Source organism: Brucella sp. LJL56, from assembly GCF_054871705.1.
Window position 1 is genome coordinate 412,831 of record NZ_JBTXLQ010000001.1, and the last position, 25,334, is coordinate 438,164.

Genomic DNA, 25,334 nt, shown 5'->3' on the forward strand with positions numbered 1-25,334 from the left:
GCTACACGACGTCAGCGGAACTCCAAGATATCAGGTAATGCATCGCGCTTCTGAAAAGCTATCCCGATTTTGAGGTCGAAGCGGTCGGCGGATGCTTACACAATGAATGTGGCAAGTCGATAAAGACCAGATGACAGTCATCACCAATTACCGACAAACCAATTTTACACGAGCGAAAATTAGTATAGGCGTTAGCCCCATTGGAAGTGAGGAGACTGACATGGGCGGATTTGCGTCTATCGGCGAATGCATGATCGAGCTTTCAGGCAATGAAGGCGATCAATGGCGCATGGGTTTTGCGGGCGATACGCTGAACACTGCGTGGTACATGCGGGCGTTGACGGACAAAGCCTTTTCCGTCGAATATGTGACCGCTTTCGGCGAAGACAGCTTTTCGCAGAAGCAACGCGTGTTTCTGACATCGAACGGTATCGGCATCGCGCACAGCCCCGTTATCGACGGGCTTCACCCCGGCCTTTATGCAATCACACTCAACGGTGCCGAGCGCTCCTTCACCTATTGGCGCAGCGACGCCGCCGCCCGGCGTCTCGCCAGTGATCGCGCAGCTTTGGAACAAAGTCTGGCCGGTCGCGACATCATCTATTTTTCGGGCATTTCTATTGCCATTATCCTGCCGGAGCATCGAGACACGTTTTTCAACGTCTTGCGAGAATGCCGCGCCGCCGGTTCGCGAATCGCATTCGATCCGAATTTCCGTCACCAGCTCTGGCCCGACCGGAAAGTTGCGCAGGATATCATCAGCGAAGCGATGCGCATTGCGGATATTGCGCTGCCCACATTCCCCGATGAACAGGCGCTTTTTGGCGACAAGGACGCCGGCGCTTGCGTAGATCGCCTTGCCGCGCTTGGCGTGAAAGAGATCGTCGTGAAGGATGGCACGGAACCTGCACTGGTCGTCACGGGCACTGAAAGCGTATCGGTGCCGTCCGTTGTGGCGCAAGCCGTGGACACCACCGGCGCTGGCGACAGCTTCAACGGCGCATATCTTGCCGCGCGATTGAAGGGGCTTGCTCCGGTGGAAGCAGCCCGGAAAGCCCATCTGGTAGCAGCACGTGTCGTCGAGATACGTGGCGCGCTCGCTCCGATGGAAACCGCACGCGCCGCCTTTTCCGACTAAAGCGTGTCGCGCTTTATCATATTCAAACGACACGCTTTAAGCTTTTGTTTTTACGCATGTCTCCCAAAACGGTTCCCACTTTTGGGAGACATGCTCCAATTATTCTCGCGTAAAGCTGAAATGGCTGGTCTGGGCATAAACCTCGCCTGGACGTAATATTGCCTGCGGGAAATACGGGTACTCCAACGATCCCGGCCAAATCTGCGGCTCCAGGCAGAAGCCTGCGTGTTTTCCGTAGGGCTTGCCCAACAGGCCGATACAATCATTGGCCATGGTGTTGCCAGCGTAGAACTGGACGCCCGGCTCTGTCGTCGATATGTCGAGACGAATACCCGAACGAGCACCCACGACCGACGCGCATGGGCGCAATGGCCCGCGTGCAGCGGTCAGGCAGAAATTGCTGTCATACTGGACCTGACTCCCGTTTTCCTCAAAGCGAATCGGACGAAAATCCCTGAAGTCGTAGGGCGTTTCTTTGACCGGCAGAACGCGACCGTCCGGAATGAGAGCGTCATCGACCGGCATATAGGCGTCGGCCTCGATCTTCAGTTGGTGATCTAGAATATCGCCCTCGCCGCCATCATCGAGATTGAAGTAACTGTGATGAAGCAGATTGCATATGGTCGGCTTATCGGTCACCGCTTCCAGACGGACAATCAGCGTTCCGTCTCCATTGAGCATATATGTGCAGCTCACATTCAGATTACCGGGGAAACCCATCTCGCCATCCGCAGCGACAGTCGCAAGCGTCACGAAATCCGGACCGTTTCCGGTTATCTTCCAGACGCGATTGCCCAACCCCTTGCTGCCGCCATGCAGGTTATGACGGCCCTGAAAGTTCGGTTCCACCTCATAGGTTGTTCCATCCAGATCGAACCGGGCATTGCGGATACGATTGGCCGAACGACCGGCAATCGCGCCCAGATGCGGTGAGTGAGCGGGATAATCGGCAAAGTCGCGATAGCCGATCACAAGAGGAGCCGTATGACCCTCCATCCGCAAATCCTGAATGGCAGCGCCCCAGCTTATGATCTTGGCCGTCAAAGGGCCGTTGGAGATAGTGAGCCGGTGAACCGCCTGCCCGTCCGGTGCATGTCCGAAGATTTCCGAATTCACGTTTGCCCGCCTGTCAATGATGCAACGATGAGATGCGCATGAAGCCGCATCAATGCGCAGGACGCAAGACACATCATGACCAAATGACGATTTTGAACCAATCTTGATTGAACCTGCAAACAAGTATTTTTCACACTATTTTCTTATTCAATACAGATGTTATCCTCATCTATAAACTACCGAATATTACCGATAAATACTAAATTAGAGGATTTTAAATGAAATCAAACTTTCAGAAAGTCATGCCCTATATTTTTATTGAAGAAGGTGGCTATGTAGACAACCCTTCTGATCCGGGCGGCGCAACCAATATGGGTATCACCATCGCAACATTGTCCGCATCGGAGGGGCATCAAGTCTCGCCTCAAGATGTAGAGGAAATGACGCAGGCGACCGCCACCCAAATCTATCAGGCACAATTCTGGAACAAGATAGACGGAGACAATCTGCCTTCCGGGATCGACTACGCCGTATTCGACTTTTCAGTCAATTCGGGACCAGGGCGCGCGGCAAAAATGCTGCAAAGCGTTCTGCATATGCCCGAAGACGGTGTCATTGCAGCGCAGACGGTCGCGGCAGCGAATATGCGATCCGCTGATGAGGTCATCAACGCGTTGTGCGACGCACGCGCGTCCTGGCTGGAAGGTTTGTCTACAGCATCAACCTTCGGGAAAGGCTGGCTCGCCCGTGTCGAACGGGTGCGTTCCCGTGCCCTGGCGCTCGCTGCCAATCCGCCGGTTGCTCAGCCTGCAGAGCCCGTGAGCGAAATTTCGCCCAAGGCCCGACAAAGTGACATGGCCTTCACATCGGCTTTGAAGCATCCGGAAGCTTTAGGGACAATGGGGAGCGCGGCTTCCGGACTCGCGGCAATTGCATCAGGGAATGGCCCGGTGCAGTACGCCTTGGCAATCGTCATGATAGCTTGTGCTGCCGTAGGTCTCTGGTACTTTGTCAGGCGCGTTAGAAACGATCCATAGGGGCAGTCGCGATAACTCGGTTTTGAGAATATTTCCAAAGTTCGAGTTTGTCTTTATGTTGCGCTTCGCATGTTGCGCGCCTTATATGCGCTTTTGAAAGCTTGGTGGTTATGAAAGTAATATGACTTTCCCTGTCACCGGAAAAACGCTAGACACGCGCAAACAGTCAGATGTGTGCCAACTGTGGCACCGCCATGAATAAAGGAATCGAAACTTGTCCTCTACTTTTGACAAAGTCGCCGACATCATCGCCGAAACCAGTGAAATCGACCGTGATACCATCACGCCAGATAGCCACACCATCGACGATCTGGGCATCGACAGCCTCGACTTCCTCGACATCGTCTTCGCTATCGACAAAGCTTTCGGCATCAAGATTCCGCTTGAGCAGTGGACCCAGGAAGTGAACGAAGGCAAGGCTCCGACCGAAGAATACTTCGTCCTCAAGAACCTCTGTGCAAAAATCGACGAGCTGGTTGCAGCCAAAAAGGGCTGATCCGGCACATAATATGGCGGTATTGAGGGGTGAACAGAAATGTTCGCCCTGATTCCGTTTCTGATAGCGCGAAATTTTCGCTTGTCAGAGCAGTCACAGTGTCTGAATCAAATAATCGTCAGACCGTGGCGAAAATGATGGTTTTCGAGAACGGGAGCGGAGTGTACTTTTGAGAATAATCCCGAAAAATTGTAGACTTTTCGGATAAGATTATGCGTCTAAGCAAAGTACACATGCACCGGAAGCGCAGAAAAGAACCATTGCTAGTGGTCTTTTGATTCCGGCATTTGTCCCGCGCCAGTAACCGAGGAATGCAAATATTGGAATCAGACCACTAGCCAAGGCATTGCGACTTTTGGATCGGACACTCAGTATCGACGGACGAACGGGACTCATGCAGAACAATAAAGTCGTCATCACCGGTATCGGCATCATCTCCTCGCTCGGCGAAGGGGTCGATGTGCATTGGAACGCTTTCTCGAAGGCTGCGGGTGAACCGCGCCTCGAAAAGGAAGCCTTTGCGCCCTACACTGTCCATCCACTGGGCGAAGTGGACTGGAGCCTCCAGATTCCAAAGCGCGGCGATCAGCGCCAGATGGAAACCTGGCAGCGTCTCGGTACTTATGCTGCAGGGCTTGCACTTCAGGATGCAGGCATGAAGGATGACGAGGCGCTTTGTGCAACCATGGATATGGTCGTGGGCGCTGGTGGCGGCGAGCGTGACATCACGGTCGACATGCAGATTTTGGATGAAGGCCGCACCCGTAACGATCGTGGTGTCATGCTGAACGAGAAGCTCTCGACCGAATTGCGCCCGACGCTGTTTCTGGCCCAGCTTTCCAACCTGCTCGCAGGCAATATTTCGATCGTGCACAAGGTGACCGGTTCTTCCCGCACCTTCATGGGCGAAGAAGGTTCCGGCCTTTCAGCCGTTGAAACCGCAGCCGCACGCATTCGCACCGGACAGAGCACACATGCGCTCGTCGGGGGTTCCTATAACTCAGAACATTTCGATATGATTCTCGGTCATGAACTTGGCGGACTGCTCAAGCACGATGGCTGGGCACCGCTCTGGCAGCGTGAAGGTTCGGCAGGCGGCGGGATGATTTCCGGCTCCGGTGGCGTATTCCTTGTTCTGGAAAGCGCCGACCACGCGGCCAAGCGCGGCGCGCGCGCCTATGCGGAAGTGACCGGCATCGAAAGCGCACAGATCCGGCGCGAAAGCGCTGACCTCGCCAACACCATCCGCGAACTCATCCTTGCTGCCAATGGTGGCGAAGACCCGTCCTATGTTGTTTCGGGCGCTTCCGGTGCACATGAAGCGACCGGCGCGGAGAAAGCCACACTGGACGCTCTGTCAACCGCTTATCGCGGCATTTCCGGCCTGACCGGCCATATGCGCGAAGCACAGTTTCCGCTGGCATTGGCACTTGCAGCCATATCCGTCTGGAAGGGCGAGGCTTTCGCGCCGCTGGATGCATCCGAAAAGGATGCCGCTGGCCCAATCAGCGAAGCAATCGTCACCATAGTCGGAGCGACTCGTGCCGAAGGTGCCGCAAAGCTGGTGAGGGTATAAGATGACAAAATATACAGACCATCTCGGCCGTCCCATTGTTGCCATCACCGGTGCTGGCGTGGTTTCCTCGCTCGGTCAGGGCAAGGAAGACAACTGGGCTGCATTGACCAGCGGGAAATCGGGCATCCATGCCATAACCCGCTTTCCAACCGAAAATCTCAATACGCGCTTCTCCGGAACGGTCGATTTCTTGGCCGAAAGCGATGTGGGCGCATCGGCACTCTCCGAAGCACTGGCCCGGCTTGCTGGCGAAGAAGCCCTCGCCCAGTCCGGCCTTTCCTCGACCGATTTCGGCGGTCCGCTTTTTCTGGCAGCTCCCCCGGTCGAACTGGACTGGAAAAGCCGGTTTGCACTTGATGCGACCGTGAAGAATGAAGGCCCGGCGAGCTATCAGCTTCTGCTGGAAGCCTGCCGTCGTGCGCGTCAGGACGAGCTCTTCAACACAACCCAGTTCGGCTATATCGCCGAACGCCTGTCGGAAGCTTTCGGCACGCGCGGCCTGCCGATCACGCTGTCGACCGCATGTGCTTCGGGTGCGACTGCGATCCAGCTTGGTGTCGAAGCCATCCGTCGTGGCGAAAGTGATCGGGTTCTTTCCATCGGAACCGACGGTTCCGTCTCTGCCGAAGCCCTGATCCGTTTCTCGCTGCTATCCGCTCTATCCACCCAGAACGACAAGCCGGAAAAGGCGTCAAAGCCCTTCTCCAAGGATCGCGACGGCTTTGCCATGTCGGAAGGGTCCGGCGCGCTGGTGATGGAATCGCTCGAAAGCGCCGTTGCACGTGGCGCCAAGGTTCTGGGCATCCTGGCCGGTTGTGGCGAGAAGGCCGATGATTTTCATCGCACGCGTTCGAAGCCCGACGCCTCGCCTGCCATCGGCACGGTGCGCGCCGCGCTTGCCGATGCAGGCCTGACCGAAGATCAGATTTCCTACATCAACGCGCACGGTACCTCGACGCCGGAAAATGACAAGATGGAGTATCTGGCGCTTTCGTCCGTATTCGGCGAGCGCATCGAATCCATTCCGGTTTCGTCCAACAAATCGATGATCGGTCATACGCTGACCGCCGCCGGTGCAATTGAGGCCGTGTTCTCCCTTCTGACAATCCAGACGGGCACGCTACCGCCGACCATCAATTACGACAATCCGGACCCGGCTATTCCACTTGATGTCGTGCCGAATGTGAAACGCCAGGCCGAGGTTTCCGCAGTCCTTTCGAACTCATTCGGCTTCGGCGGACAGAATACGAGCCTTGTTTTGGCGGCAAATCCGAATTAATCGGTCCGGCAAATACGAATTTTCCCATGATCCCGGACGGTTCGCCGTTTCCGGGATTATGTCTTGAAAAGGATTACTTCATGCGCGCCTTGCAGCTTCTCGATGATCGCCGTCTTGAAATTACCGATATTGCACCACCGCCTGCCCCCGGCATTGGCGAGGTGACGGTAAAGATCAAGGCCGTTGCGCTCAACCACATCGACGTGTGGGGCTGGCGCGGCATGGCGTTTGCCAAGCGCAAGATGCCGCTGGTGATCGGTGCGGAAGCTTCGGGCGTCGTCGATGCCGTCGGTCCCGGCGTTTCCAATCTGCTGCCCGGCCAGCTCGTCTCGATTTACGGTGCGCGCACATGCGGGCTTTGCCGCGCCTGCCGAGAAGGCCGTGACAATCTGTGCGAGCATGTCGGCGGCGTGCATGGTTTCCATCTCGATGGTTTTGCCTGCGAGGCGGTCAACCTTCCAGCGCGCCTGCTCGTTCCGGCGCCTCCCGGCGTGGACGCCATTGGCGCAGCCGTCGCTCCTGTAACCTTCGGCACGGTCGAACATATGCTGTTCGACAATGCCAAGCTGGAGCCGGGCGAAACCGTTCTCGTTCAGGCCGGCGGTTCCGGCATCGGTTCAGCCGCCATCCAGCTTGCCAAGAAGATGGGCTGCACGGTCATCACGACAGTCGGTTCCGACGACAAGATCGAGAAGGCCAAGGCACTCGGCGCCGATCACGTCATCAACTACCGGGAAGACCGCTTCGAGGGCGTGGTGCGCAAGCTCACCAAGAAGAAGGGTGTGGACGTGGTGTTCGAGCATGTCGGCGCGGATACCTGGGCCGGTTCGATGCTTTGCATGAAGCGCGGCGCACGTCTCGTCACCTGCGGCTCGACGTCCGGCGTCTCGACCAATATGAACCTGATGCAGCTCTTCCAGCAGCAGCTCAAGATTCTGGGTTCCTTCGGCTGCCGCATGGAAAACATGGCCGACGCCATGCAGAAGATGGCGCGCGGCATCGTGCATCCGGTCATCGATACGGTGGTCGGGTTCAACGATATCGACACGGCCCTGAAGCGCATGGAAGGCCGCGACGTCTTCGGCAAGATCATTCTAGAGATCGATTGAGCCCGTCCCGTTCATGATGTTCAAGCTGAAACTCCTGCTCTTCCGCTGGTCGCGCAAGCTGAAGCAGTTCAACTACTGGCTCTGGGCTCAGGCCGTATTTCTGCTGCTTGGCCTGTTGCGTCTGTTTCCGGCGAAGGCTGCCATCAGCTTTTCGGCCAAGGTGGCTCGTCTCATTGGGCCATTGACGCCACGCCACAAGGTTGCGACCAACAATCTGCGCAAGGCATATCCCGAGAAGAGCGACGCCGAGATCGAAGAGATCGCGCGCGATATGTGGGATTCCATGGCGCGTCTTCTGGCAGAATACATTTTCCTCGATGCCATCTTTGACTTCGATCCCCATGCCACAAAGCCGGGGCTCGTCGAAGTGGAGGGCATTCCGATCTTTGAACGCCTGCGCGACGAGAAGAAGCCGCATATCTTCTTCACCGCCCATACCGGCAATTTCGAGCTTCTGCCGATTTGCGCCGCCACATTCGGCCTAAATGTCACCGCCCTGTTTCGTCCGCCGAACAATCCCTATGTCGCCAAAAAGGTTCTGAAGGCCCGCCATACCAATATGGGTCATCTCGTGCCTTCGAAGGCGGGAGCGGCGTGGGCGCTGGCGGGCATTCTGGGCGATGGCGGCAATGTCGGCATGCTTGTCGACCAAAAATTCTCGCGTGGTGTACCGTCGACATTCTTCAATCGCCCGGTGAAAACCAATCCGTTGCTGGCCAAACTTGCACGGCAATATGATTGCGATGTCTATCCGGCGCGCTGTATCCGCCTGCCTGGCGGGCGCTACCGTCTCGAACTCCATGAGCGCATGGAACTGCCGCGCGACGACAAGGGCCAGATTGACATCGACGCCACTGCGCAATTGCTCAACGATACCGTCGAGACATGGGTCCGCGAATATCCCGGCCAGTGGATGTGGTTCCACAAGCGCTGGGGATAGGATTTTTGCTGTTCATATGATACGGGCAAGCCACGCTGCCAAGGAGACTATCGCCATGCGCCCCATCGCCATCGCCCCGTCCATTTTGTCCGCCGATTTTGCCCGTCTTGGCGAAGAAGTCGATGCCGTGCTGGAAGCCGGCGCCGATTGGGTACATATCGACGTCATGGATGGGCATTTTGTGCCGAACATCACTTTTGGCCCGCAGGTGGTGAAGGCGATCCGCCCGTGCACGAAGGCTTTCTTCGATGCGCATCTGATGATTGCGCCCTGCGACCCATATCTGGAACCGTTTGCCGAAGCGGGCTGCGATCTCATCACAATTCACGCTGAGGCTGGTCCGCACACGCACCGTTCGCTGCAATCGATCCGCGCTCTGGGCAAGAAGGCCGGTCTGGCGCTTAACCCGGCAACACCCGCCGAAGCGCTGACGAATGTTATCGAAGATGTCGATCTCGTCCTCGTCATGACGGTCAATCCGGGCTTTGGCGGCCAGAAATTCATTGCTCCGATGCTCGACAAGATCAAGCGCGTCCGAGAAATGGTTGGCGACCGCCCTATCGATATCGAAGTCGATGGCGGCATTACGCCGGAAACCGCAGGCTCGGTCGTTGCCGCTGGCGCCAACATTCTCGTGGCCGGTTCGGCGGTTTACAAAGGCAATTCTGTCGAATCTTATCGCGCCAATATCGACGCCATTCGTGCCGCGGCTGAAGCTGCCCGCAATCGTTAAACTCCCTCTTTCTACAGGATGCACCCATGATCCCGCGCTATTCCCGGCCTGAAATGGTCGCCATCTGGTCGCCCGAAACGAAGTTTCGCATCTGGTTCGAAATCGAAGCCTATGCCTGCGAAGCGCTTGCGCAACTCGGCGTCATTCCAAAGGAAGCGGCAAAGACCATCTGGGAAAAGGGTAGCGTGGCGAAATTCGACGTCGCCCGTATCGACGAAATCGAAGCTGTCACCAAGCACGACGTCATTGCCTTCCTGACGCATCTGGCCGAGTTCATCGGTCCTGACAGCCGTTTTGTGCATCAGGGCATGACATCCTCGGATGTACTCGACACCACGCTCAACGTCCAGCTTGTCCGCGCTGCTGATCTGTTGCTTGCCGATATGGACCGCGTACTGGCAGCGCTCAAGACCCGTGCCTTCGAACACAAGGACACGGTGCGCATCGGCCGCAGCCATGGCATCCACGCCGAGCCGACCACGATGGGCCTCACCTTCGCACGCTTCTATGCCGAAATGCAGCGCAACCGCGCCCGCCTTGTCGCAGCACGCGCGGAGATTGCGACGGGCGCTATTTCCGGCGCTGTAGGCACCTTCGCCAATATCGACCCGCGCGTCGAGGAATATGTCTGTGCCAAGCTCGGCCTTGAAGCAGAGCCGGTTTCGACGCAGGTGATCCCGCGTGATCGCCATGCCATGTTCTTCGCGACGCTCGGCGTCATTGCGTCATCCATAGAGAATGTGGCGATCGAAATCCGCCACATGCAGCGCACGGAAGTTCTGGAAGCCGAAGAGTTTTTCTCTCCGGGCCAGAAGGGTTCGTCGGCCATGCCGCACAAGCGCAATCCGGTTCTGACCGAAAACCTGACCGGCCTCGCCCGTCTGGTGCGCATGTCAGTAACGCCTGCGATGGAAAATGTGGCTCTCTGGCATGAACGCGACATTTCGCATTCGAGCGTCGAGCGTGCCATTGGCCCGGACACCACCATCACCCTCGATTTCGCGCTCAACCGTTTGGCTGGCGTGATCGAAAAGCTGGTCATCTACCCGGACAACATGCTGAAAAACATGAACAAGTTCCGTGGTCTGGTGCATTCGCAGCGTGTGCTGTTGGCACTGACGCAGGCAGGTGTATCGCGCGAAGACGCCTATCGTCTCGTGCAGCGCAATGCCATGAAAGTCTGGGAACACGGCGCGGACTTCCTTGAGGAACTGCTGGCAGATCAGGAAGTGCGCGCAGCTCTTTCCGAAGAACAGATTCGCGAAAAGTTCGATCTGGGCTATCACACCAAGCACGTAGACACGATTTTCAAGCGCGTTTTTGGCTAATGGAATTTCAGCTTATAAACTGAATCCGAAAAAAGCCCCATGTTTATGAAAACATGGGGCTTTTTTACATTCTGTAGATCGGCTGTTTACGCCTTGGTCTTGATCGTATTGACCACGTTGCCCCATGGATCCACGAAGGTGCTGTTGTTACCGCCACGCGTGTCTTCCAGCTCGACCCAGCCGAGGCCGGTCCGATCCTCGTCACGCTTGCCCGCACCGGCACTCTGCCAGGCATTGGCAGCGATATGGTGGTGGTAACGCCCTGTGGACATGAACACTGCCCGATCACCATAGGTTTGAACAGTTTCGAGGCCGAGTTCATTATGCCAGAAGGTTTCGGCTTCATGGGCATTGCCGACGCGCAGATGAACGTGACCAACCACAGTGTTCTGCGGTGCGCCGTCCCATTCCCCGCCCTCGCGCTTGATGACATCGAGCAGATTTCCAACATCGAGCGGATCGGTGGTCATGGCGACGCGGTCGCCATTCCATTGCCACTCATTGTTCGGACGGTCTGAATAGATCTCAATGCCATTGCCCTCGGGGTCGGTCAGATAGATCGCTTCACTTACCTTGTGGTCCGATGCACCGCTGACCGGCAATTGCTTGTCGATGGCGCGGCGCGACCAGCGCGCGAGGTCTCCTCGCGTCGGCAGCAGGAACGCAGTGTGATAAAGACCGGCGCTGCGCGGATCGTCTGGCCTGGCGGCCGAAAACTGCTCGATCTCCATCAGTTCGCGGTCGCCCGCGCCCAGCACAATCGACGCGCCGCGACGGGCCATTTCGCGCAAGCCCACGACATCCCGATAGTATTCTGCCAATGTCTCAGCATCGCGTGCCTTGAGGCCAACGCGTGCAACACGCATCGGCGTCGTCATTGCGAATGGAAGCGGAGCAACCGGACGTTCGGTTTCAACTGCCGTTGCTCTCAAATGCTGTGTCATATCGCCCTCCTTCGACGGCATTTCTGCGCGAGCGGCAAGAATATTGGCCATGACAGCAGTCCCGGCAGCGCCGAGGATCTTACGTCTGCTGATTGCCATGTCTTTATCTCCGTCGCATTTCAAATCTTGCCCAAACATCGCCATTTGGGGCGTGTTTCACAAGATCGCGATCAGCGAACAGGCTGTTCATCATTCGCATGCCCTCAATGCAATGCTGACACAACAGGACCGCTTGAAGAAGTCACAAAGCCTCTCTAAATGGGAAGTCATGAAAGTCAAAGACGCAGATATCCTCATCATCCCCGGCTACACCAATTCCGGCCCCGACCACTGGCAGACCCGTTGGGAAAGCAAACTCTCGACCGCGCGGCGTGTCCAGCAGGCCGAGTGGACCAAGCCTGTTCGCGAAGATTGGATTGGCGAAGTCGTCAAGGCTGCAAATGCTGCGACGAAGCCGATCGTGCTCGTCGCGCATTCGCTCGGCGTCGCAACTGCCATTCATGCCATGCCGCATATCCAGCATAAGATTGCAGGCGCATTCTTTGTCGCCCCGCCAGATGTTTCGAACAAAGCTATCCGTCCCAAGCATCTGATGACCTTCGGTCCCTATCCGCGTGAACGGCTGCCCTTCCCGACCATCACGGTGGTCAGTCGCAACGATCCCTTCTCCAGCTTCGAAGCTGCGGAAAACATCGTGAAGGACTGGGGCGCAATGCTGATCGATGCGGGCGAGTCCGGGCATATCAACTCGGAGTCCGGGCATGGTCCATGGCCGGAGGGCTCGATGGTATTCGCCGAGTTCATGACGCAGCTACAGGCGCCCAAGCATCATTGATGGGAAACAAGAATGGTAGAAAATTCACTACCATTCTTCCCAGCGAACTTCCAAGCGACCACCTAAAGCGCTCACTCCTCGGCTAATTGCCTTGAAGTTTGGATATTTGCAGCGATAGCCGCGTGTTTGAAAATAACGCCCGGTCCCCGCCTCATCATCCAAATCCCGCATAATCCAGTTTACTTCGTAACAGCGGCTCCTGCACTGGTCGAGCGAAAGAACGCCTGTAATCTTGTAAGGTTTTTTCTTACGCCGGTAGTTATAATAACGCGCAGCAGACTGGATTTTCGACCAATCTACGCCAGGAAAAGCGTTACATATTTCTTCGCGGCTTGCTTCTGGATAGAGTTTCCGCAATTTTTGTTTCGCCGACCATCCCCAACATAACTTCTTGGGAACAAGACCTATTTTCTGGCAGCGTGTCTGTACTGCTTTTCTAGATCGGGTGTCGAGAACCTGGCAAATTGCAAAATAGTCAGGATAGAAGATTTGGCCCACGCGGTCTTCGTCATCAGTCCATAATCGATGCCCACTGATCGTAAACCCCGAGCGCAATATCCTTGAACGTGCACGTTCCGCCGAGGCGGCATTTCGCGATAGATATCTGAGGTCCATTGTAAAAAACCGACAAGCTAGTTTTTCTTCACCTTCATTACGCGGAAGGAGTTGAATGTGTTAGCCTTGTCGGTAAAGGCCTCCGCGACAGCTTTCGGGAGAGCGTTCAACTCCCTCAACTGGTAAGCAAGGTTCGCGAATTCCAGTTTCTTCCGTTCTATATCCTGGCCTTTGACTTCCAGAATACGTACTTCAATTTCCGCTTTCTGACGGAGAAGATCATCGAGCTCAGACATTAAAACCCCTCGAATGAGCGTTCGGATAAAAACGTTTGTGATGAAATCGCGTTGCTCGTGAAGCAACTGGCACCAACGTATCCTTCCATTCAACAGGCTTCCAGTTGCAATTAATTGGGCGCAAACACTCCAATGAGCCAGTTTTGAGGAAACATGAAAAAGGCGGGCCACAAGCCCGCCTTTTCTTATTCGTATCTTGCGATGGACTTAGAGCGGTTCCGGTTTAAATGGAATCGTCGGAACCGCTCTATCTATTTGTTTTCACGCATTATCCGACGCATCGAAGCGGGATAAGAAATCAGTCCAGTGGACTGATTTCCCCGCGAAGGCGCTTCGCACTTTTGCTGGAAATGCTCTAGTCACGAACCGCTTTCGTCAGTGTTTCCGCTGCAAGCCGGATATAGCCGCCATCATTGCTGAGCGTCAGGAAGCGGAAGCCGAGCGGAATATAACGGCGCGCAAATTCCGGCGAAGGCGAATAGATGCCTGCGATCTTTCCTGCTGCGGCGGCCTTGCGCGCAATATTGCCGATCGGCTCCACAATCGCATCCGAATTGGGATTGGCCTCTCGTCCGTTGCTCCATGCTATCGAGAAATCCGCCGGGCCAACAAAAACACCGTCAATGCCGCGAACATCCAGAATGGCATCCAGCGCATCATAGGCATCGCGCGTTTCGATCATCGCGAAAGCAAGCGTGTCGTGATTTGCGGTCGTCAGATAGTCATTGGAGCCAGGCGCTCCATAATCTGCATTTGCCCTGAATACGCCCCATGAGCGCTCACCCACCGGCGGATACTTCATGGCGGCTGCAAACCTGCGGGCGTCCTCAACGGAATTGATCATCGGAGCGATGACCGCCTGCGCGCCAAAATCGAGCGCACGGCTCGCCATGTCGAAACGGCCGACAGGAATGCGCACAACCGGCGGCTTGCCAGCATTCAGGATGAGGCCAAGCGAGCGCAGAATGCTCGATTCATCATGTCCGCCGTGCTGCATGTCCAGCGTGACGGCGTCGAAGGCACTGTGTGCGAGAATTTCAACCGTCAGGGGTTCAGGAAGGGAGGACCATGCAGAAAGCACGGTTTCACCAGCGCGAAGGCGCGACGACAACGACATTCGAATTTCCTTCATTTCATAAGTTCAGGGCGGAAATGCCACCGGTGCCTCCGCCCTGAATCTTTCATCAATCCTGCTTCACCTGACGAACTGCTTCCTCAAGGAAGGCGAACATCTTCTCGCGGATTACTTCATCGGTCACGCGGACACCCGCAGCATCAAAGTCGGCGCGCACCTTGCGGAAAACATCTTCATCACCAGCTTCTTCGAAATCAGCGGCCACAACTTCCTTGGCATAGGCTTCGGCGTCCGTGTCCTTCTTGCCAAGCTGCTCGGCAACCCAGAGCCCCAGAAGCTTATTGCGGCGTGCCTCCGCCTTGAAGCGCAGTTCCGCATCAAGCGCGAATTTCTTTTCAAAAGCGTCGCGGCGATCATCCATGCCAGTGGTCATTCATTAAGCTCCCAGACTTCCAAGTTAGAAGAGATCGTCATCCGTTCTCTTGCCTAAAGCTGGCAAGGGGCGCAAGATTATACAAGAGCTAAAGACTACTTTCTTGCGACTCATGCATAAACTTCGATCAGAAACATCGAAAACGGGGGAACGGGCACAAAGCAGGATTGTTAAAAGCCCACAATTGCTATAGGTAGCCCGCGAGAATAGCGGCTTCGAGCCGATCACCATAAATATGGAAATCCGAGAAAAGCCATGAACCGTCGCCGCCGTATTTACGAGGGCAAGGCCAAGATTCTTTATGAAGGCCCTGAACCCGGTACGCTAGTCCAATTTTTCAAAGATGACGCAACCGCTTTCAATGCAAAGAAGCATGAGGTCATCGACGGAAAAGGCGTGCTGAACAACCGCATTTCCGAGCATATTTTCACCCAGCTCAACCGTATTGGCATCCCAACGCACTTCATCCGTCGCCTCAACATGCGTGAGCAGTTGATCAAGGAAGTGGAAATAATTCCGCTTGAAGTGGTTGTGCGCAATGTCGCAGCCGGTTCGCTTGCCAAGCGACTTGGTCTTGAAGAAGGCACCGTCCTGCCGCGCTCGATCATCGAGTTCTATTACAAGGCTGACGCACTCGACGACCCTATGGTCACCGAAGAGCATATCACGGCTTTCGGTTGGGCAAGCCCGCCGGAAATCGACGATATCATGGCGCTCGCCATCCGCGTCAACGACTTCCTGACCGGCCTGTTCCTCGGCATCGGCATCCAGCTTGTCGATTTCAAGATGGAATGCGGACGCCTGTGGGAAGGCGACATGATGCGCATCGTCGTCGCCGACGAGATCTCGCCGGACTCGGCACGTCTCTGGGACATCAACACCAGTGACAAGCTCGACAAGGACCGCTTCCGCCGCGATATGGGCGGACTGGTCGAGGCCTATCAGGAAGTGGCTCGCCGTCTCGGCATCATGAACGAGAACGACACGCCCCGTCCGGCTGGCCCCACGCTTGTAAAGTAAAATGATCCGCCCAGCCCGGAAGGGCATGATCCCGAAAAGTGGGAACCGGTTTTCGGAAAAGATCATGCCAAATTAAGCCTTCCGGGCTGTTTCATTCGTTCTAAAACTGCAGGAACTATAGAGTGATCAAGGCACGCGTCACCGTTACACTGAAAAACGGCGTTCTCGACCCGCAGGGCAAGGCCATCGTCGGCGCGCTCGGCAGCCTCGGTTTCGAGGGCGTCAACTCGGCCCGTCAGGGCAAGGTTTTCGACCTCGAACTGAATGGCTCCGACAAGAGCAAGGCCGAAGCCGACCTGAAGGCCATGTGCGAAAAGCTGCTCGCCAATACTGTGATCGAAGACTATTCCATCGCCATCGCCTGAGCCCAGTAAAGGAAGCAGACGCCATGAAATCCGCAGTCATTCTCCTTCCCGGTCTCAATCGTGATCGCGACATGATCGCGGCGCTCACCAAGATTACCGGACAGGCGCCGGTAACCGTCTGGCAGACCGACACCAGCATTCCCGACGATGTGGACATGATCCTGATTCCGGGCGGCTTTTCCTATGGTGACTATCTGCGTTGCGGTGCAATTGCAGCCCGTATGCCGGTGATGCAGGCTATCCGCGAGAAGGCCGACAAAGGCGTCATGGTCATGGGTGTCTGCAACGGTTTCCAGATACTCGTCGAAGCCGGGCTTCTGCCGGGCGCATTGATGCGCAACGCTTCGCTGAAGTTCGTCTGCCGCGAAGTGAAGCTTGAAGTGACCAACGCCAACACGTCGTTCACGCGCGGCTACAAGCCGGGCCAGATCATTCGCTGCCCGGTCGCGCATCATGACGGCAATTATTTCGCCGACGCCGAAACGCTGAAGCGTCTCGAAGGTGAAGGCCAAGTTGTGTTTCGCTATGCCGAAGGCACCAATCCGAACGGATCGGTCAACGACATTGCCGGTATCGTCAATGCACGCGGCAATGTGTTGGGCATGATGCCGCATCCGGAAAACCTGATCGAAGCAGCTCACGGCGGCGATGACGGTCGGGCGCTTTTCGCAGGTGCGCTCGGCATCGCGGCGTAAGCTGACAAACTGATAAACGGAAAAGGCGGCTCCAATCGAGCCGCCTTTTTTGTTGCGCTTATTTCGCCGCAAAACTGCACTGGCAAAGCATCTATTTTCATGGCAGCTTGGCTACGGGAGGGTTCCAACGGCAGAGGAATCGTCGGGATCGCCCCATATTTGTTTCACGCGCTATCCAAGCAAGAGCGTTCACATTTTTGCTGGAAATGCCTTGCACATTTTAGCGATAACGAATCAGGGGAACTTCATTCATGCAGCTATATTCACGCCCTCTTTCCCCTTACTCGGCCTTTGTACGCGGGGTTCTTTACCTGAAGGACCTGCCTTTCAAGCCGATGAGCATGCCCTACCCGTTTCCCGCCGATTTCGGCGATGTAACACCGCTCCGACGCGTACCAGTGCTGATTACCAGTTCCGGTGAAACGCTGTTTGAAGGAGCAGTGATCGCCGAATATCTCGAAGATCATTTTCCGGAGACATCTGTACTGCCCGGCTCACCTCGTGAGCGGGCGCTTATTCGTCTTCTCGCCCGTGTGACAGAACTGGAAGTGCTTGGACCGGCGATGAAGCTGTTCGTCCTGTTGAGCAAACCAGAACGCGACAATGCCAGCATTGAGCGCCTGTTCGACAAGATGCATACCGGCCTGAAAGTGGTTGAAAGCCGTCTCTCGGACAAGGCCTATGCGGCTGGAGACGAACCAACGCTTGCAGATTGCTGGCTCTTGCCGGTGCGCTTTCTGATGGAGCCGTTGAAGAAGCTCTCGGGCAGAGCGGATTTGCTGGACGAGTTCCCGAAATTCGATGCATATGCAGTAAAGGCAAAACAGCACCCGGTTTTTGAGCGCATCTGGAACGAGATGAGCGACGGACTGAAGGCTTTCATGCCACAACTTGCCTGACACCTTCCTCCCGCCCACCTCTCATGCGTGGCTTTCATAGGCACGCACTATCGGAGCCCCTCCTTGAAGACCAAGACTTTCGCTCTTCTGGCCCTCCCGGCCATTGCATTGCTTGCAGCCTGCACTTCCAGCAAGCCCACGGGCCCCATCGCCGTCGACGCCAGCAAGGCGGCGCTGCCAACCATGGAACGCATCGCACTGGCAGCAAATAGCTGCTGGTTCAAATCCAAGGACAAGGATTTCCGTGGCTATACGCTTGCGCCAGAACTGAATTCCTTTACCGGACGTCCGCGCATTCTGGTCGTTCCTGCCCGCAATCCGGCATCACGTCCGCTGCTCGTCGTGCACGCACAGGGCAATCCGGCACGCGTCGAGGCCTTCGGACCCATGATGCAGGAAAGCCATGGCGGCCGGATCGCCGCCGACGTCAACCGCTGGGCTTCGGGCCAGAGCGGCTGCCAGTAAAACCAGAGCATGTCGCGGAAAAGGGGAAGCCGGTTTTCCGCGACATGGTTTAACGCAGATGAAATCGCACTTTGCGCGCTTCGCGCTCTGCCTCTTCGCGCTGCAGTCCGATATCGCGCAACTGATCGTCTGTCAGTTCACTCAAGGCGATCCGGCTGCGTCGCAGCATCATGCGATAAGACACCCAGTCTAAAAAACGGCTTATATATCCGACTTGTGGCTGGGAGGCCGTTGTCAGATTGACCTGCAATCCTTTTGGCAAGTCTGTGATGCTATCTGCCACCGGAACAGGGAGAATTGTATCTATTGTCTCGGTCTGCGGTCTGAAGTAGAACATTGGCTCGGTCCATTTCATTACCAGTTGGGCCAGTTGGGAGCTGGGAAGCAGTCGAGGCAAACCGTATGTTTGGCTCTATGTCTGCATTGTCACCAAGCAGCGACGAATTGACTCTATAATTGACTTGGCAATAGGTACAATTTATAAGTTGTCACCATGACAAATTGGATTCCAGACCTAGCCGGTAAATCCGGTCCGTTTTACCTGCAGCTTGCCGATGCCATCGAAGAGGCTATCGGGAATGGCGGATTGCCAACGGGCACCAAGTTGCCACCGCAACGCAATCTGGCATTCGACTTGAAGGTGACAATCGGTACAATCGGTCGTGCCTATGCACTGGCCCATGAGCGTGGCCTTGTGACAGGCGAAGTTGGTCGCGGAACCTATGTCCTGGGCGAAGAACCCGCAGACAACGCGCTCACCGCCTCCGGTATAGCTGGCACAAAGCCCGCCGATGTTCCCTCGGGAAAAATACGTTTCGACACCACGGCAGCGCCGGATGTCGGCCAGCATGAAGTTCTGGCCAAAATCAATGCCGACATTCACCGGGATTTTCCGCAGGATATTGCGAGCTATTCGCGCTACTTTCCGCAACACTGGCTGGAAGCCGGACAAAAATGGCTTTCGCGAGCAGACTGGCGGCCAGACCTCGACAATATTGTCGTCACCAATGGTGCGCAGGCGGCAAGCATCGCCATCATCACGGCTTTCACCAATCCGGGCGATCGCATCCTGTTCGAAAACCTGACTTATGCGCAGATCAGCCGCTCCGTACGCCTTCTCGGGCGCCGCACCATTCAGGCAGGTCTCGATGAATATGGGCTGATCCCGGAAGAATTCGAACGGGCCTGTCGCCAGCAGCATCCCACCCTCGCCTTCCTGATGCCGACACTGCACAACCCGACATTATCCGTCATGCCGGAAGAACGGCGTCGCGCAATCGCCGATATAGCAAGGCGTTACAATGTCTGGCTTATCGAAGACGATATCTATGGTGTCATGTGCGATAGCCAGATTCCACCCTTGGCAAGTTTTGCGCCTGAACGCACATTCGTCGTCTCCGGCTTGTCGAAAGCCGTTGCGGCTGGGATACGCAGCGGCTGGGTCGCCTGCCCTGCGCATTGCGCGCAACGTGTGAAGGTCACGCACAAGATGGTCACAGGCGGCGCAGCATTCCTGCTCGCCGAAACCGGTGCCCAGCTTGTGTTGTCCGGTGAGGCCGACGTCGTTCATGGCAAATGCCGAGCAGAAACCGTCCTGCGTGAGGAAATGGCCCGCAAAGTCTTCAGCGGTTTCGATTTCGTTTCCAAACCCACCATTCCATTTCTTTGGATGGGTTTGCCTGAACCATGGCTTTCGGGAACCTTCAAGGCCGCAGCCTATGAAAGCGGAATTCTGATCGATGACGAGGACGAGTTCAAAGCGGGCCGCGTGGAGCAGGTCTATCACCGGGTTCGCGTTGCCTTCTCCTCGCCCGCTGATCGCGAAGTGGTCGAGAACGGCTTTTTGACCCTGCGGCGACTGCTCGAAAACGAACAAGCGGGATATGAAGGCAGTGTATGACGGACTTGGTCTCTTTTTATCGTTATTGATATAGGATTGAGGCCGGGAAAGCGGTATTTTCCTGTCGCACTTCCAACAGAGTTAGGTTAAAGAGGCCCCTTGAAACCTTAGATGCCCAGCCTTCGGCGGAAGGTTTTTGGGTGCCACAGCCTGCGACGGGGTTGCCCATTTCCATGACTATTTCCAACAAGCGCGACATCACGCCGGAACTCATCGAATCCCATGGCCTCAAGCCGGACGAGTATCAGCGCATTCTTGAGCTAATCGGACGCGAGCCCACCTTCACAGAGCTTGGGATTTTCTCGGCCATGTGGAACGAGCACTGCTCCTACAAGTCTTCCAAGAAATGGCTTCGCACGCTTCCGACAACCGGACCGCGTGTTATTCAGGGCCCCGGCGAAAATGCAGGCGTGGTGGACATCGGTGATGGCGATTGCGTCGTCTTCAAGATGGAAAGCCATAATCACCCATCCTACATCGAACCCTATCAGGGTGCAGCGACCGGCGTTGGCGGCATTCTGCGCGACGTGTTCACCATGGGCGCGCGTCCGGTTGCGGCGATGAACGCGCTGCGCTTTGGCGAACCTGACCATCCGAAGACCCGTCATCTTGTATCCGGCGTCGTGTCCGGTGTCGGCGGTTATGGCAATGCCTTTGGCGTGCCGACCGTTGGCGGCGAAGTGAACTTCGACAAGCGCTATAACGGCAATATCCTCGTCAATGCCTTTGCTGCCGGTCTCGCCAAGCATGACGGAATCTTCCTGTCGGAAGCCAAGGGCGTCGGCCTGCCGGTCGTCTATCTGGGTGCCAAGACGGGCCGCGACGGTGTCGGCGGCGCGACCATGGCATCGGCGGAATTCGACGAGTCGATCGAAGAAAAGCGCCCTACTGTTCAGGTCGGCGATCCGTTCACCGAGAAGTGCCTGCTCGAAGCCTGTCTTGAGCTGATGGCCTCCGGTGCGGTCATCGCCATTCAGGATATGGGTGCAGCCGGTCTTACCTGCTCGGCTGTCGAAATGGGCGCCAAGGGCGACCTCGGCATTGAACTCATTCTCGACCATGTTCCCGTCCGCGAAGAGAACATGACGGCCTATGAAATGATGCTTTCGGAAAGCCAGGAGCGCATGCTCATGGTTCTGAAGCCTGAAAAGGAAGCCGAAGCGCAGGCCATTTTCCGCAAGTGGGGTCTGGACTTCGCCATCGTCGGCAAGACCACGGACGACCTGCGTTTCCGCGTCATTCATCAAGGCGAAGAAGTCGCCAACCTGCCGATCAAGGATCTGGGCGACGAAGCGCCTGAATATGATCGTCCGTGGATGGAGCCGGGCAAGCACGCACCGCTTCCCGCAAGCAACGTGCCGCAGGTGGAAGACTATTCGGCTGCCCTGCTCAAGCTCATCGGTTCGCCGGATCTTTCGTCGCGTCGCTGGGTCTATGAACAGTATGACACGCTCATTCAGGGCAACTCGCTACAGGTTCCCGGCGGCGATGCCGGTGTGATCCGCGTTGAAGGCCATGAAACCAAGGCGCTCGCCTTCTCGTCGGACGTGACGCCGCGCTATTGCGAAGCCGATCCGTTCGAAGGCGGCAAGCAGGCTGTGGCCGAATGCTGGCGCAACATCACAGCGACCGGCGCGGAGCCGCTGGCTTCGACCGATAACCTGAACTTCGGCAATCCCGAAAAGCCGGAAATCATGGGCCAGCTCGTCAAGGCCATCGAAGGCATTGGCGAAGCCTGCCGTGCGCTCGATTTCCCGATCGTTTCGGGCAATGTCTCGCTTTATAACGAAACAAACGGTCAGGCCATTCTGCCAACGCCAACCATTGCCGGTGTCGGCCTCATTCCGGATTGGTCGCAGACAGCCAAGATCGGCGGCATGCAGGACGGTGACACGCTGGTTCTGCTTGGAGGCGACGGCACGCATCTCGGCCAGTCGATTTACCTGCGTGATCTGTTCGACCGTGCGGATGGCCCTGCCCCGACTGTCGACCTTGCGCTTGAAAAACGTAACGGCGAGTTCGTCCGCTCGGCCATCCGCAACGGTCAGGTTACGGCCTGTCATGATCTCTCCGATGGCGGTCTGGCGATTGCCGTCGCGGAAATGGCGATCAAATCCGGCAAGGGTGCAGAGCTCGATGCCGGTGACGGCCTGCCGCACGCAGTTCTTTTCGGTGAAGATCAGGCGCGCTATGTCGTCGCGGCTACAGCGGAAATGGCAAAGCTCATTGCGCTCAATGCTGAAGGTGCAGGCGTTCCGTTCCGCGTTCTCGGTACTGTTGGCGGCGACCGCCTGAAGATTGGCAATAATATCGATGTCAGCATTGTCGATCTGACTGATGCTTTTGAAGGCTGGTTCCCGGACTTCATGAGTGGCGAACCGGTTAGCGATAACTGACCTCGTTTCACATCATTGATACCTTTTGCCGCCCGGATGGAAAGCCTGTCCGGGCGGTTTGCTTGTCGGCTATTTAAGCGTTAGACAGATGTTTGTTGACGTTCCACGATGGTGCGTTACGATTCGATAAAATGATAAGAAGATGCCGGAAACGGCGGGAGATTTTACATGGCTATGGACGCACATGAGATCGAAAAACTGATACGCGAAGGAATTCCCGACGCAAAGGTGACGATCCGCGACCTTGCCGGAGACGGAGACCATTATGCCGCCGAGGTAGTCGCGGAAAGTTTCCGTGGCAAGTCCCGTGTGCAGCAGCACCAGATGGTCTATGATGCGCTGAAGGGTAATATGGGCGGCGTGCTTCACGCACTTGCCTTGCAGACCGGCGTACCGGAATAACGGAAGACCGTTTGGGGGAGCCCCATTTCTACGAGCAAATCCTGCTGCGGCAAGATGCTGCTCCCCTGAATACGGATTTTCCGCGCATTTGACTTGCTTTCGCCCGAACAGGGTGGTTACCAGCATACAAATGACTATATTGGGGAAGACCTCCCAGTTTACGCTGAAATTTGCCTCGGCGTATTTGTTTAGCGCATAATCCTGTCCGAAAAGTCAGGCAACTTTTCGGGGTTATGCTTGGAAAGGACCGCAAATGACCGGCATCAACGATTTCATCGACAATGAAGTAAAGACCAACGACGTCGTGCTTTTCTTGAAGGGCACGCCAGGTTTCCCGCAGTGTGGTTTCTCCGGTCAGGTGGTCCAGATCCTCGACTATCTCGGCGTGGATTACAAAGGCGTCAATGTCCTGTCCTCTGACGAACTCCGTCAGGGCATCAAGGAATACTCCAACTGGCCAACCATTCCTCAGCTCTATGTGAAGGGCGAATTCGTTGGCGGCTGCGATATTGTGCGTGAAATGTTCCAATCGAACGAATTACAGGCACTTTTTACCGATAAGGGTATTGCCACCAAGGCTGCTTGAGGATTAATTGCCGGTTATACGGTTTTTAGCCTCACCTTTTTTCCAAAGGCGCCGTTCTACGGCGCCTTTTGCGTTTGCTAGATGCTTCAACGACAGACTTCCATCTGTCGGCTTCTGCTTTCTAAATTTTGTCGTTCGCATCGTGTCTTTCAGACGCGATGCGTCACTTTGCCAAGGAATGCCAGTCATGCCGCTCGACATCAAGAACGGTTCGCCGGACCAGAAGGCCTCCATGCGTGGGCGTGGAGAATTCATCGCGCTCATTGCAGCGATCATGGCCATCAATGCGCTGGCAGTCGATATCATGCTGCCCGGTTTGCCGCAGATCGGTGCAAGCCTTGGCGTCCAGTCCGAAAATCACGTCCAGTTCGTCATCACCGCCTATCTGCTCGGCTTTGGTGTTTCGCAACTGTTCTATGGACCACTGAGCGACCGATTCGGTCGCAGGCTGCCGCTGTTCGGCGGGCTCGTCATTTACATTCTGGCAGCTCTGGGAGCGGCCATCGTTACCGATTTCACGACGCTTATCATCCTGCGCGTACTCCAGGGGCTTGGCGCTGCTGCCACCCGCGTGATTGCGGTATCCGTCGTCCGCGACAAGTTCGCCGGCCGTCAGATGGCTGAGGTCATGTCGCTCGTCATGATGGTTTTCATGATCCTGCCTGTCGTTGCACCTGCAACTGGCCAGCTCATCATGCTTTTCGGCGAATGGCACCTGATCTTCCTGTCTATGGCCATCATGGCGCTTGCCGTCGGTATCTGGGCCTTCTTTCGGTTGCCAGAAACGCTGCCCGCGTCCAATCGTCGTCCATTGACCGTAAAGAGTGTGATCGGTGGATTCGGGATCGTTCTTTCGAACCGCGTCGCCCTGTTTTACATGCTGGGCACATCGTTCATCCTGGGCGCGCTGTTTGGCTACATCAATTCGGCGCAGCAGATCTTCGTCGATATTTACAAGCTCGGCGCCTTGTTCCCATTGGCTTTCGCCGCTGTTGCCATGACACTGGCGCTTGCCTCATTCATGAACTCTCGTCTGGTCGGCCGCTACGGTATGCGGCGAATTTCCCAGACCATGCTGCTGGTCTTCACCAGCTTCAGCCTGTTGTGGATGGTTCTGTCTGTCACAATGGAAGGCCCTGTGCCCTTCCCGGTTCTGATGGCGATCTATATGACCATCATGTTCTCGTTCAGCCTTGTGACCGCCAACTTCAATGCGCTGGCGATGGAACCACTCGGGGAGGTTGCAGGGACGGCCTCCTCCGTTCTGGGCTTTGCCCAAACCGTGATCGGCGCGGCATTGGGTGCTATCATCGGCCAGGCCTTTGACGGCACAACCACACCAGTTGCAACCGGCTATTGCGTGCTTGGATTTGTCGCCCTCGGCTGTGTTCTGATAGCCGAACGCGGCCGGTTGTTCAGGGTGCAGAACCCGCCCGCAGAACACGTAATCTGATTATACATCAGGAATAAACAATCAAAGCCCGCTCATAGTTAGCGGGCTTTTCTTATGCCATACACATGCTATCAGTTGGTGTTTCGGGAGCAAAAGCAGAACGCGCCGGCCAGCAGGCGCATCGGGGAGGATAAGCCACCTCGACTTTGGCAAGAGCTTTGCTCTCGAACCGGAGTGACACAAATGGGTTTCATACCCGTGAGTATCACGCTGACGATAAAGAAAACCCGCACGGGCTGGCAATGCTACGTGCGGGTCAGACTCTTTATCTAAGCGAAACGGGTTGGGAGTTCGCGCTTCCAACCCACTCCGCCAATATAGTG

At 56.1% G+C, this 25,334-nt stretch carries 27 protein-coding genes; 20 read left to right on the plus strand and 7 right to left on the minus strand.

What is annotated here, in order from left to right; all coding sequences use genetic code 11:
- Nucleotides 1-220: 220 nt before the first annotated feature.
- Nucleotides 221-1,138 (plus strand): sugar kinase, encoded by a 918-nt coding sequence (locus tag ACYSN1_RS02020; protein ID WP_461724195.1) that lies wholly within the window; start codon nucleotides 221-223, stop codon nucleotides 1,136-1,138.
- A gap of 99 nt (nucleotides 1,139-1,237) precedes the next feature.
- Here ACYSN1_RS02020 and ACYSN1_RS02025 read toward each other — a convergent pair whose 3' ends face one another.
- Nucleotides 1,238-2,254 (minus strand): aldose epimerase family protein, encoded by a 1,017-nt coding sequence (locus tag ACYSN1_RS02025; RefSeq protein WP_461724196.1) that lies wholly within the window; start codon nucleotides 2,252-2,254, stop codon nucleotides 1,238-1,240.
- Between the two features lie 218 nt (nucleotides 2,255-2,472).
- Between ACYSN1_RS02025 and ACYSN1_RS02030 the strand changes: the two genes are divergently transcribed.
- From ACYSN1_RS02030 to purB, 8 genes are all read left to right on the plus strand, one after another.
- On the plus strand, nucleotides 2,473-3,231 hold the full coding sequence (locus ACYSN1_RS02030) for a glycoside hydrolase family 108 protein (protein ID WP_461724197.1): 759 nt from the start codon (nucleotides 2,473-2,475) through the stop codon (nucleotides 3,229-3,231).
- A 214-nt stretch (nucleotides 3,232-3,445) separates the two neighbouring features.
- The gene (locus ACYSN1_RS02035; RefSeq protein WP_007874646.1) at nucleotides 3,446-3,727 is read left to right on the plus strand and encodes an acyl carrier protein; all 282 of its coding nucleotides are present in this window, start codon (nucleotides 3,446-3,448) and stop codon (nucleotides 3,725-3,727) included.
- Nucleotides 3,728-4,121: 394 nt separating this feature from the next.
- Complete coding sequence (locus ACYSN1_RS02040) at nucleotides 4,122-5,303, plus strand: beta-ketoacyl-ACP synthase (protein WP_461724198.1); 1,182 nt, start codon at nucleotides 4,122-4,124, stop codon at nucleotides 5,301-5,303.
- 1 nt (nucleotide 5,304) lies between these two features.
- Nucleotides 5,305-6,582 (plus strand): beta-ketoacyl-ACP synthase, encoded by a 1,278-nt coding sequence (locus ACYSN1_RS02045; RefSeq protein WP_461724199.1) that lies wholly within the window; start codon nucleotides 5,305-5,307, stop codon nucleotides 6,580-6,582.
- Nucleotides 6,583-6,662: 80 nt separating this feature from the next.
- Complete coding sequence (locus ACYSN1_RS02050) at nucleotides 6,663-7,691, plus strand: zinc-binding dehydrogenase (protein ID WP_010661217.1); 1,029 nt, start codon at nucleotides 6,663-6,665, stop codon at nucleotides 7,689-7,691.
- 13 nt (nucleotides 7,692-7,704) lie between these two features.
- Nucleotides 7,705-8,631 carry a lipid A biosynthesis lauroyl acyltransferase gene (locus ACYSN1_RS02055; RefSeq protein WP_461724200.1) on the plus strand — a complete coding sequence of 309 codons (927 nt, stop codon included), beginning with the start codon at nucleotides 7,705-7,707 and terminating at the stop codon, nucleotides 8,629-8,631.
- 55 nt (nucleotides 8,632-8,686) lie between these two features.
- Nucleotides 8,687-9,364, plus strand: coding sequence for a ribulose-phosphate 3-epimerase (gene rpe, locus ACYSN1_RS02060; RefSeq protein ID WP_461724201.1), 678 nt, complete (start codon nucleotides 8,687-8,689; stop codon nucleotides 9,362-9,364).
- Nucleotides 9,365-9,390: 26 nt separating this feature from the next.
- On the plus strand, nucleotides 9,391-10,692 hold the full coding sequence (gene purB, locus ACYSN1_RS02065) for an adenylosuccinate lyase (RefSeq protein ID WP_461724202.1): 1,302 nt from the start codon (nucleotides 9,391-9,393) through the stop codon (nucleotides 10,690-10,692).
- 86 nt (nucleotides 10,693-10,778) lie between these two features.
- Here the strand turns inward: purB and ACYSN1_RS02070 are convergent, their stop codons facing one another.
- Entirely contained in the window at nucleotides 10,779-11,735 is a 957-nt protein-coding gene (locus ACYSN1_RS02070) for a VOC family protein (RefSeq protein ID WP_461724203.1), read from the minus strand.
- Between the two features lie 169 nt (nucleotides 11,736-11,904).
- Here ACYSN1_RS02070 and ACYSN1_RS02075 point away from each other — a divergent pair, with 169 nt between their 5' ends.
- Entirely contained in the window at nucleotides 11,905-12,471 is a 567-nt protein-coding gene (locus ACYSN1_RS02075) for an alpha/beta hydrolase (RefSeq protein WP_461724204.1), read from the plus strand.
- Nucleotides 12,472-12,498: 27 nt separating this feature from the next.
- Here ACYSN1_RS02075 and ACYSN1_RS02080 read toward each other — a convergent pair whose 3' ends face one another.
- The 4 genes from ACYSN1_RS02080 to ACYSN1_RS02095 all read right to left on the minus strand — a co-directional run bounded on the left by ACYSN1_RS02080 (nucleotide 12,499) and on the right by ACYSN1_RS02095 (nucleotide 14,830).
- Complete coding sequence (locus ACYSN1_RS02080; protein ID WP_461724205.1) at nucleotides 12,499-12,969, minus strand: hypothetical protein; 471 nt, start codon at nucleotides 12,967-12,969, stop codon at nucleotides 12,499-12,501.
- Nucleotides 12,970-13,103: 134 nt separating this feature from the next.
- Nucleotides 13,104-13,322, minus strand: coding sequence for a hypothetical protein (locus ACYSN1_RS02085; RefSeq protein WP_461724206.1), 219 nt, complete (start codon nucleotides 13,320-13,322; stop codon nucleotides 13,104-13,106).
- A 355-nt stretch (nucleotides 13,323-13,677) separates the two neighbouring features.
- The gene (locus tag ACYSN1_RS02090) at nucleotides 13,678-14,445 is read right to left on the minus strand and encodes an HpcH/HpaI aldolase family protein (RefSeq protein ID WP_174977396.1); all 768 of its coding nucleotides are present in this window, start codon (nucleotides 14,443-14,445) and stop codon (nucleotides 13,678-13,680) included.
- Between the two features lie 61 nt (nucleotides 14,446-14,506).
- Complete coding sequence (locus ACYSN1_RS02095) at nucleotides 14,507-14,830, minus strand: DUF1476 domain-containing protein (protein ID WP_461724207.1); 324 nt, start codon at nucleotides 14,828-14,830, stop codon at nucleotides 14,507-14,509.
- A gap of 255 nt (nucleotides 14,831-15,085) precedes the next feature.
- Between ACYSN1_RS02095 and purC the strand changes: the two genes are divergently transcribed.
- The 5 genes from purC (at nucleotide 15,086) to ACYSN1_RS02120 (ending at nucleotide 18,274) form a co-directional block, all read left to right on the plus strand.
- The gene (purC, locus tag ACYSN1_RS02100) at nucleotides 15,086-15,850 is read left to right on the plus strand and encodes a phosphoribosylaminoimidazolesuccinocarboxamide synthase (RefSeq protein WP_461724208.1); all 765 of its coding nucleotides are present in this window, start codon (nucleotides 15,086-15,088) and stop codon (nucleotides 15,848-15,850) included.
- A 122-nt stretch (nucleotides 15,851-15,972) separates the two neighbouring features.
- Nucleotides 15,973-16,215 carry a phosphoribosylformylglycinamidine synthase subunit PurS gene (gene purS / locus ACYSN1_RS02105; RefSeq protein ID WP_461724209.1) on the plus strand — a complete coding sequence of 81 codons (243 nt, stop codon included), beginning with the start codon at nucleotides 15,973-15,975 and terminating at the stop codon, nucleotides 16,213-16,215.
- A gap of 23 nt (nucleotides 16,216-16,238) precedes the next feature.
- Nucleotides 16,239-16,910 carry a phosphoribosylformylglycinamidine synthase subunit PurQ gene (gene purQ / locus ACYSN1_RS02110; protein WP_461724210.1) on the plus strand — a complete coding sequence of 224 codons (672 nt, stop codon included), beginning with the start codon at nucleotides 16,239-16,241 and terminating at the stop codon, nucleotides 16,908-16,910.
- A gap of 251 nt (nucleotides 16,911-17,161) precedes the next feature.
- The gene (locus tag ACYSN1_RS02115) at nucleotides 17,162-17,809 is read left to right on the plus strand and encodes a glutathione S-transferase family protein (protein ID WP_461724211.1); all 648 of its coding nucleotides are present in this window, start codon (nucleotides 17,162-17,164) and stop codon (nucleotides 17,807-17,809) included.
- A 63-nt stretch (nucleotides 17,810-17,872) separates the two neighbouring features.
- A complete protein-coding gene (locus ACYSN1_RS02120) occupies nucleotides 17,873-18,274 on the plus strand; it encodes a hypothetical protein (RefSeq protein ID WP_140019655.1) in 402 nt (133 codons plus the stop codon).
- Nucleotides 18,275-18,323: 49 nt separating this feature from the next.
- On the opposite strand, the gene ACYSN1_RS02125 is transcribed toward ACYSN1_RS02120, so the two are convergent.
- Nucleotides 18,324-18,629 carry a DUF1127 domain-containing protein gene (locus tag ACYSN1_RS02125; RefSeq protein WP_461724212.1) on the minus strand — a complete coding sequence of 102 codons (306 nt, stop codon included), beginning with the start codon at nucleotides 18,627-18,629 and terminating at the stop codon, nucleotides 18,324-18,326.
- A 138-nt stretch (nucleotides 18,630-18,767) separates the two neighbouring features.
- Here ACYSN1_RS02125 and ACYSN1_RS02130 point away from each other — a divergent pair, with 138 nt between their 5' ends.
- The 5 genes from ACYSN1_RS02130 to ACYSN1_RS02150 all read left to right on the plus strand — a co-directional run bounded on the left by ACYSN1_RS02130 (nucleotide 18,768) and on the right by ACYSN1_RS02150 (nucleotide 25,011).
- Nucleotides 18,768-20,174, plus strand: coding sequence for an aminotransferase-like domain-containing protein (locus ACYSN1_RS02130; RefSeq protein ID WP_461724213.1), 1,407 nt, complete (start codon nucleotides 18,768-18,770; stop codon nucleotides 20,172-20,174).
- 173 nt (nucleotides 20,175-20,347) lie between these two features.
- Nucleotides 20,348-22,570, plus strand: coding sequence for a phosphoribosylformylglycinamidine synthase subunit PurL (gene purL / locus ACYSN1_RS02135; protein WP_461724214.1), 2,223 nt, complete (start codon nucleotides 20,348-20,350; stop codon nucleotides 22,568-22,570).
- Nucleotides 22,571-22,738: 168 nt separating this feature from the next.
- Nucleotides 22,739-22,972: a BolA/IbaG family iron-sulfur metabolism protein gene (locus ACYSN1_RS02140; protein ID WP_140019658.1), complete on the plus strand. Its 234-nt coding sequence runs from the start codon at nucleotides 22,739-22,741 to the stop codon at nucleotides 22,970-22,972.
- Nucleotides 22,973-23,225: 253 nt separating this feature from the next.
- The gene (gene grxD, locus ACYSN1_RS02145) at nucleotides 23,226-23,558 is read left to right on the plus strand and encodes a Grx4 family monothiol glutaredoxin (protein WP_140019659.1); all 333 of its coding nucleotides are present in this window, start codon (nucleotides 23,226-23,228) and stop codon (nucleotides 23,556-23,558) included.
- Nucleotides 23,559-23,745: 187 nt separating this feature from the next.
- On the plus strand, nucleotides 23,746-25,011 hold the full coding sequence (locus ACYSN1_RS02150) for a multidrug effflux MFS transporter (RefSeq protein ID WP_461724215.1): 1,266 nt from the start codon (nucleotides 23,746-23,748) through the stop codon (nucleotides 25,009-25,011).
- The last annotated feature ends 323 nt before the right edge of the window (nucleotides 25,012-25,334 follow it).

Bases quoted from the DNA above. Each gene is read 5' to 3' on its own strand.
- ACYSN1_RS02020 (WP_461724195.1), top strand. From the start codon at position 221: ATGGGCGGATTTGCGTCTATCGGCGAATGCATGATCGAGCTTTCAGGC.
- ACYSN1_RS02030 (WP_461724197.1), top strand. From the start codon at position 2,473: ATGAAATCAAACTTTCAGAAAGTCATGCCCTATATTTTTATTGAAGAA.
- ACYSN1_RS02040 (WP_461724198.1), top strand. From the start codon at position 4,122: ATGCAGAACAATAAAGTCGTCATCACCGGTATCGGCATCATCTCCTCG.
- ACYSN1_RS02045 (WP_461724199.1), top strand. From the start codon at position 5,305: ATGACAAAATATACAGACCATCTCGGCCGTCCCATTGTTGCCATCACC.
- ACYSN1_RS02050 (WP_010661217.1), top strand. From the start codon at position 6,663: ATGCGCGCCTTGCAGCTTCTCGATGATCGCCGTCTTGAAATTACCGAT.
- ACYSN1_RS02055 (WP_461724200.1), top strand. From the start codon at position 7,705: ATGATGTTCAAGCTGAAACTCCTGCTCTTCCGCTGGTCGCGCAAGCTG.
- rpe (WP_461724201.1), top strand. From the start codon at position 8,687: ATGCGCCCCATCGCCATCGCCCCGTCCATTTTGTCCGCCGATTTTGCC.
- purB (WP_461724202.1), top strand. From the start codon at position 9,391: ATGATCCCGCGCTATTCCCGGCCTGAAATGGTCGCCATCTGGTCGCCC.
- ACYSN1_RS02070 (WP_461724203.1), bottom strand. From the start codon at position 11,735: ATGGCAATCAGCAGACGTAAGATCCTCGGCGCTGCCGGGACTGCTGTC.
- ACYSN1_RS02075 (WP_461724204.1), top strand. From the start codon at position 11,905: ATGAAAGTCAAAGACGCAGATATCCTCATCATCCCCGGCTACACCAAT.
- ACYSN1_RS02085 (WP_461724206.1), bottom strand. From the start codon at position 13,322: ATGTCTGAGCTCGATGATCTTCTCCGTCAGAAAGCGGAAATTGAAGTA.
- ACYSN1_RS02095 (WP_461724207.1), bottom strand. From the start codon at position 14,830: ATGACCACTGGCATGGATGATCGCCGCGACGCTTTTGAAAAGAAATTC.
- purC (WP_461724208.1), top strand. From the start codon at position 15,086: ATGAACCGTCGCCGCCGTATTTACGAGGGCAAGGCCAAGATTCTTTAT.
- purQ (WP_461724210.1), top strand. From the start codon at position 16,239: ATGAAATCCGCAGTCATTCTCCTTCCCGGTCTCAATCGTGATCGCGAC.
- ACYSN1_RS02115 (WP_461724211.1), top strand. From the start codon at position 17,162: ATGCAGCTATATTCACGCCCTCTTTCCCCTTACTCGGCCTTTGTACGC.
- ACYSN1_RS02125 (WP_461724212.1), bottom strand. From the start codon at position 18,629: ATGAAATGGACCGAGCCAATGTTCTACTTCAGACCGCAGACCGAGACA.
- ACYSN1_RS02130 (WP_461724213.1), top strand. From the start codon at position 18,768: ATGACAAATTGGATTCCAGACCTAGCCGGTAAATCCGGTCCGTTTTAC.
- purL (WP_461724214.1), top strand. From the start codon at position 20,348: ATGACTATTTCCAACAAGCGCGACATCACGCCGGAACTCATCGAATCC.
- ACYSN1_RS02140 (WP_140019658.1), top strand. From the start codon at position 22,739: ATGGCTATGGACGCACATGAGATCGAAAAACTGATACGCGAAGGAATT.
- grxD (WP_140019659.1), top strand. From the start codon at position 23,226: ATGACCGGCATCAACGATTTCATCGACAATGAAGTAAAGACCAACGAC.
- ACYSN1_RS02150 (WP_461724215.1), top strand. From the start codon at position 23,746: ATGCCGCTCGACATCAAGAACGGTTCGCCGGACCAGAAGGCCTCCATG.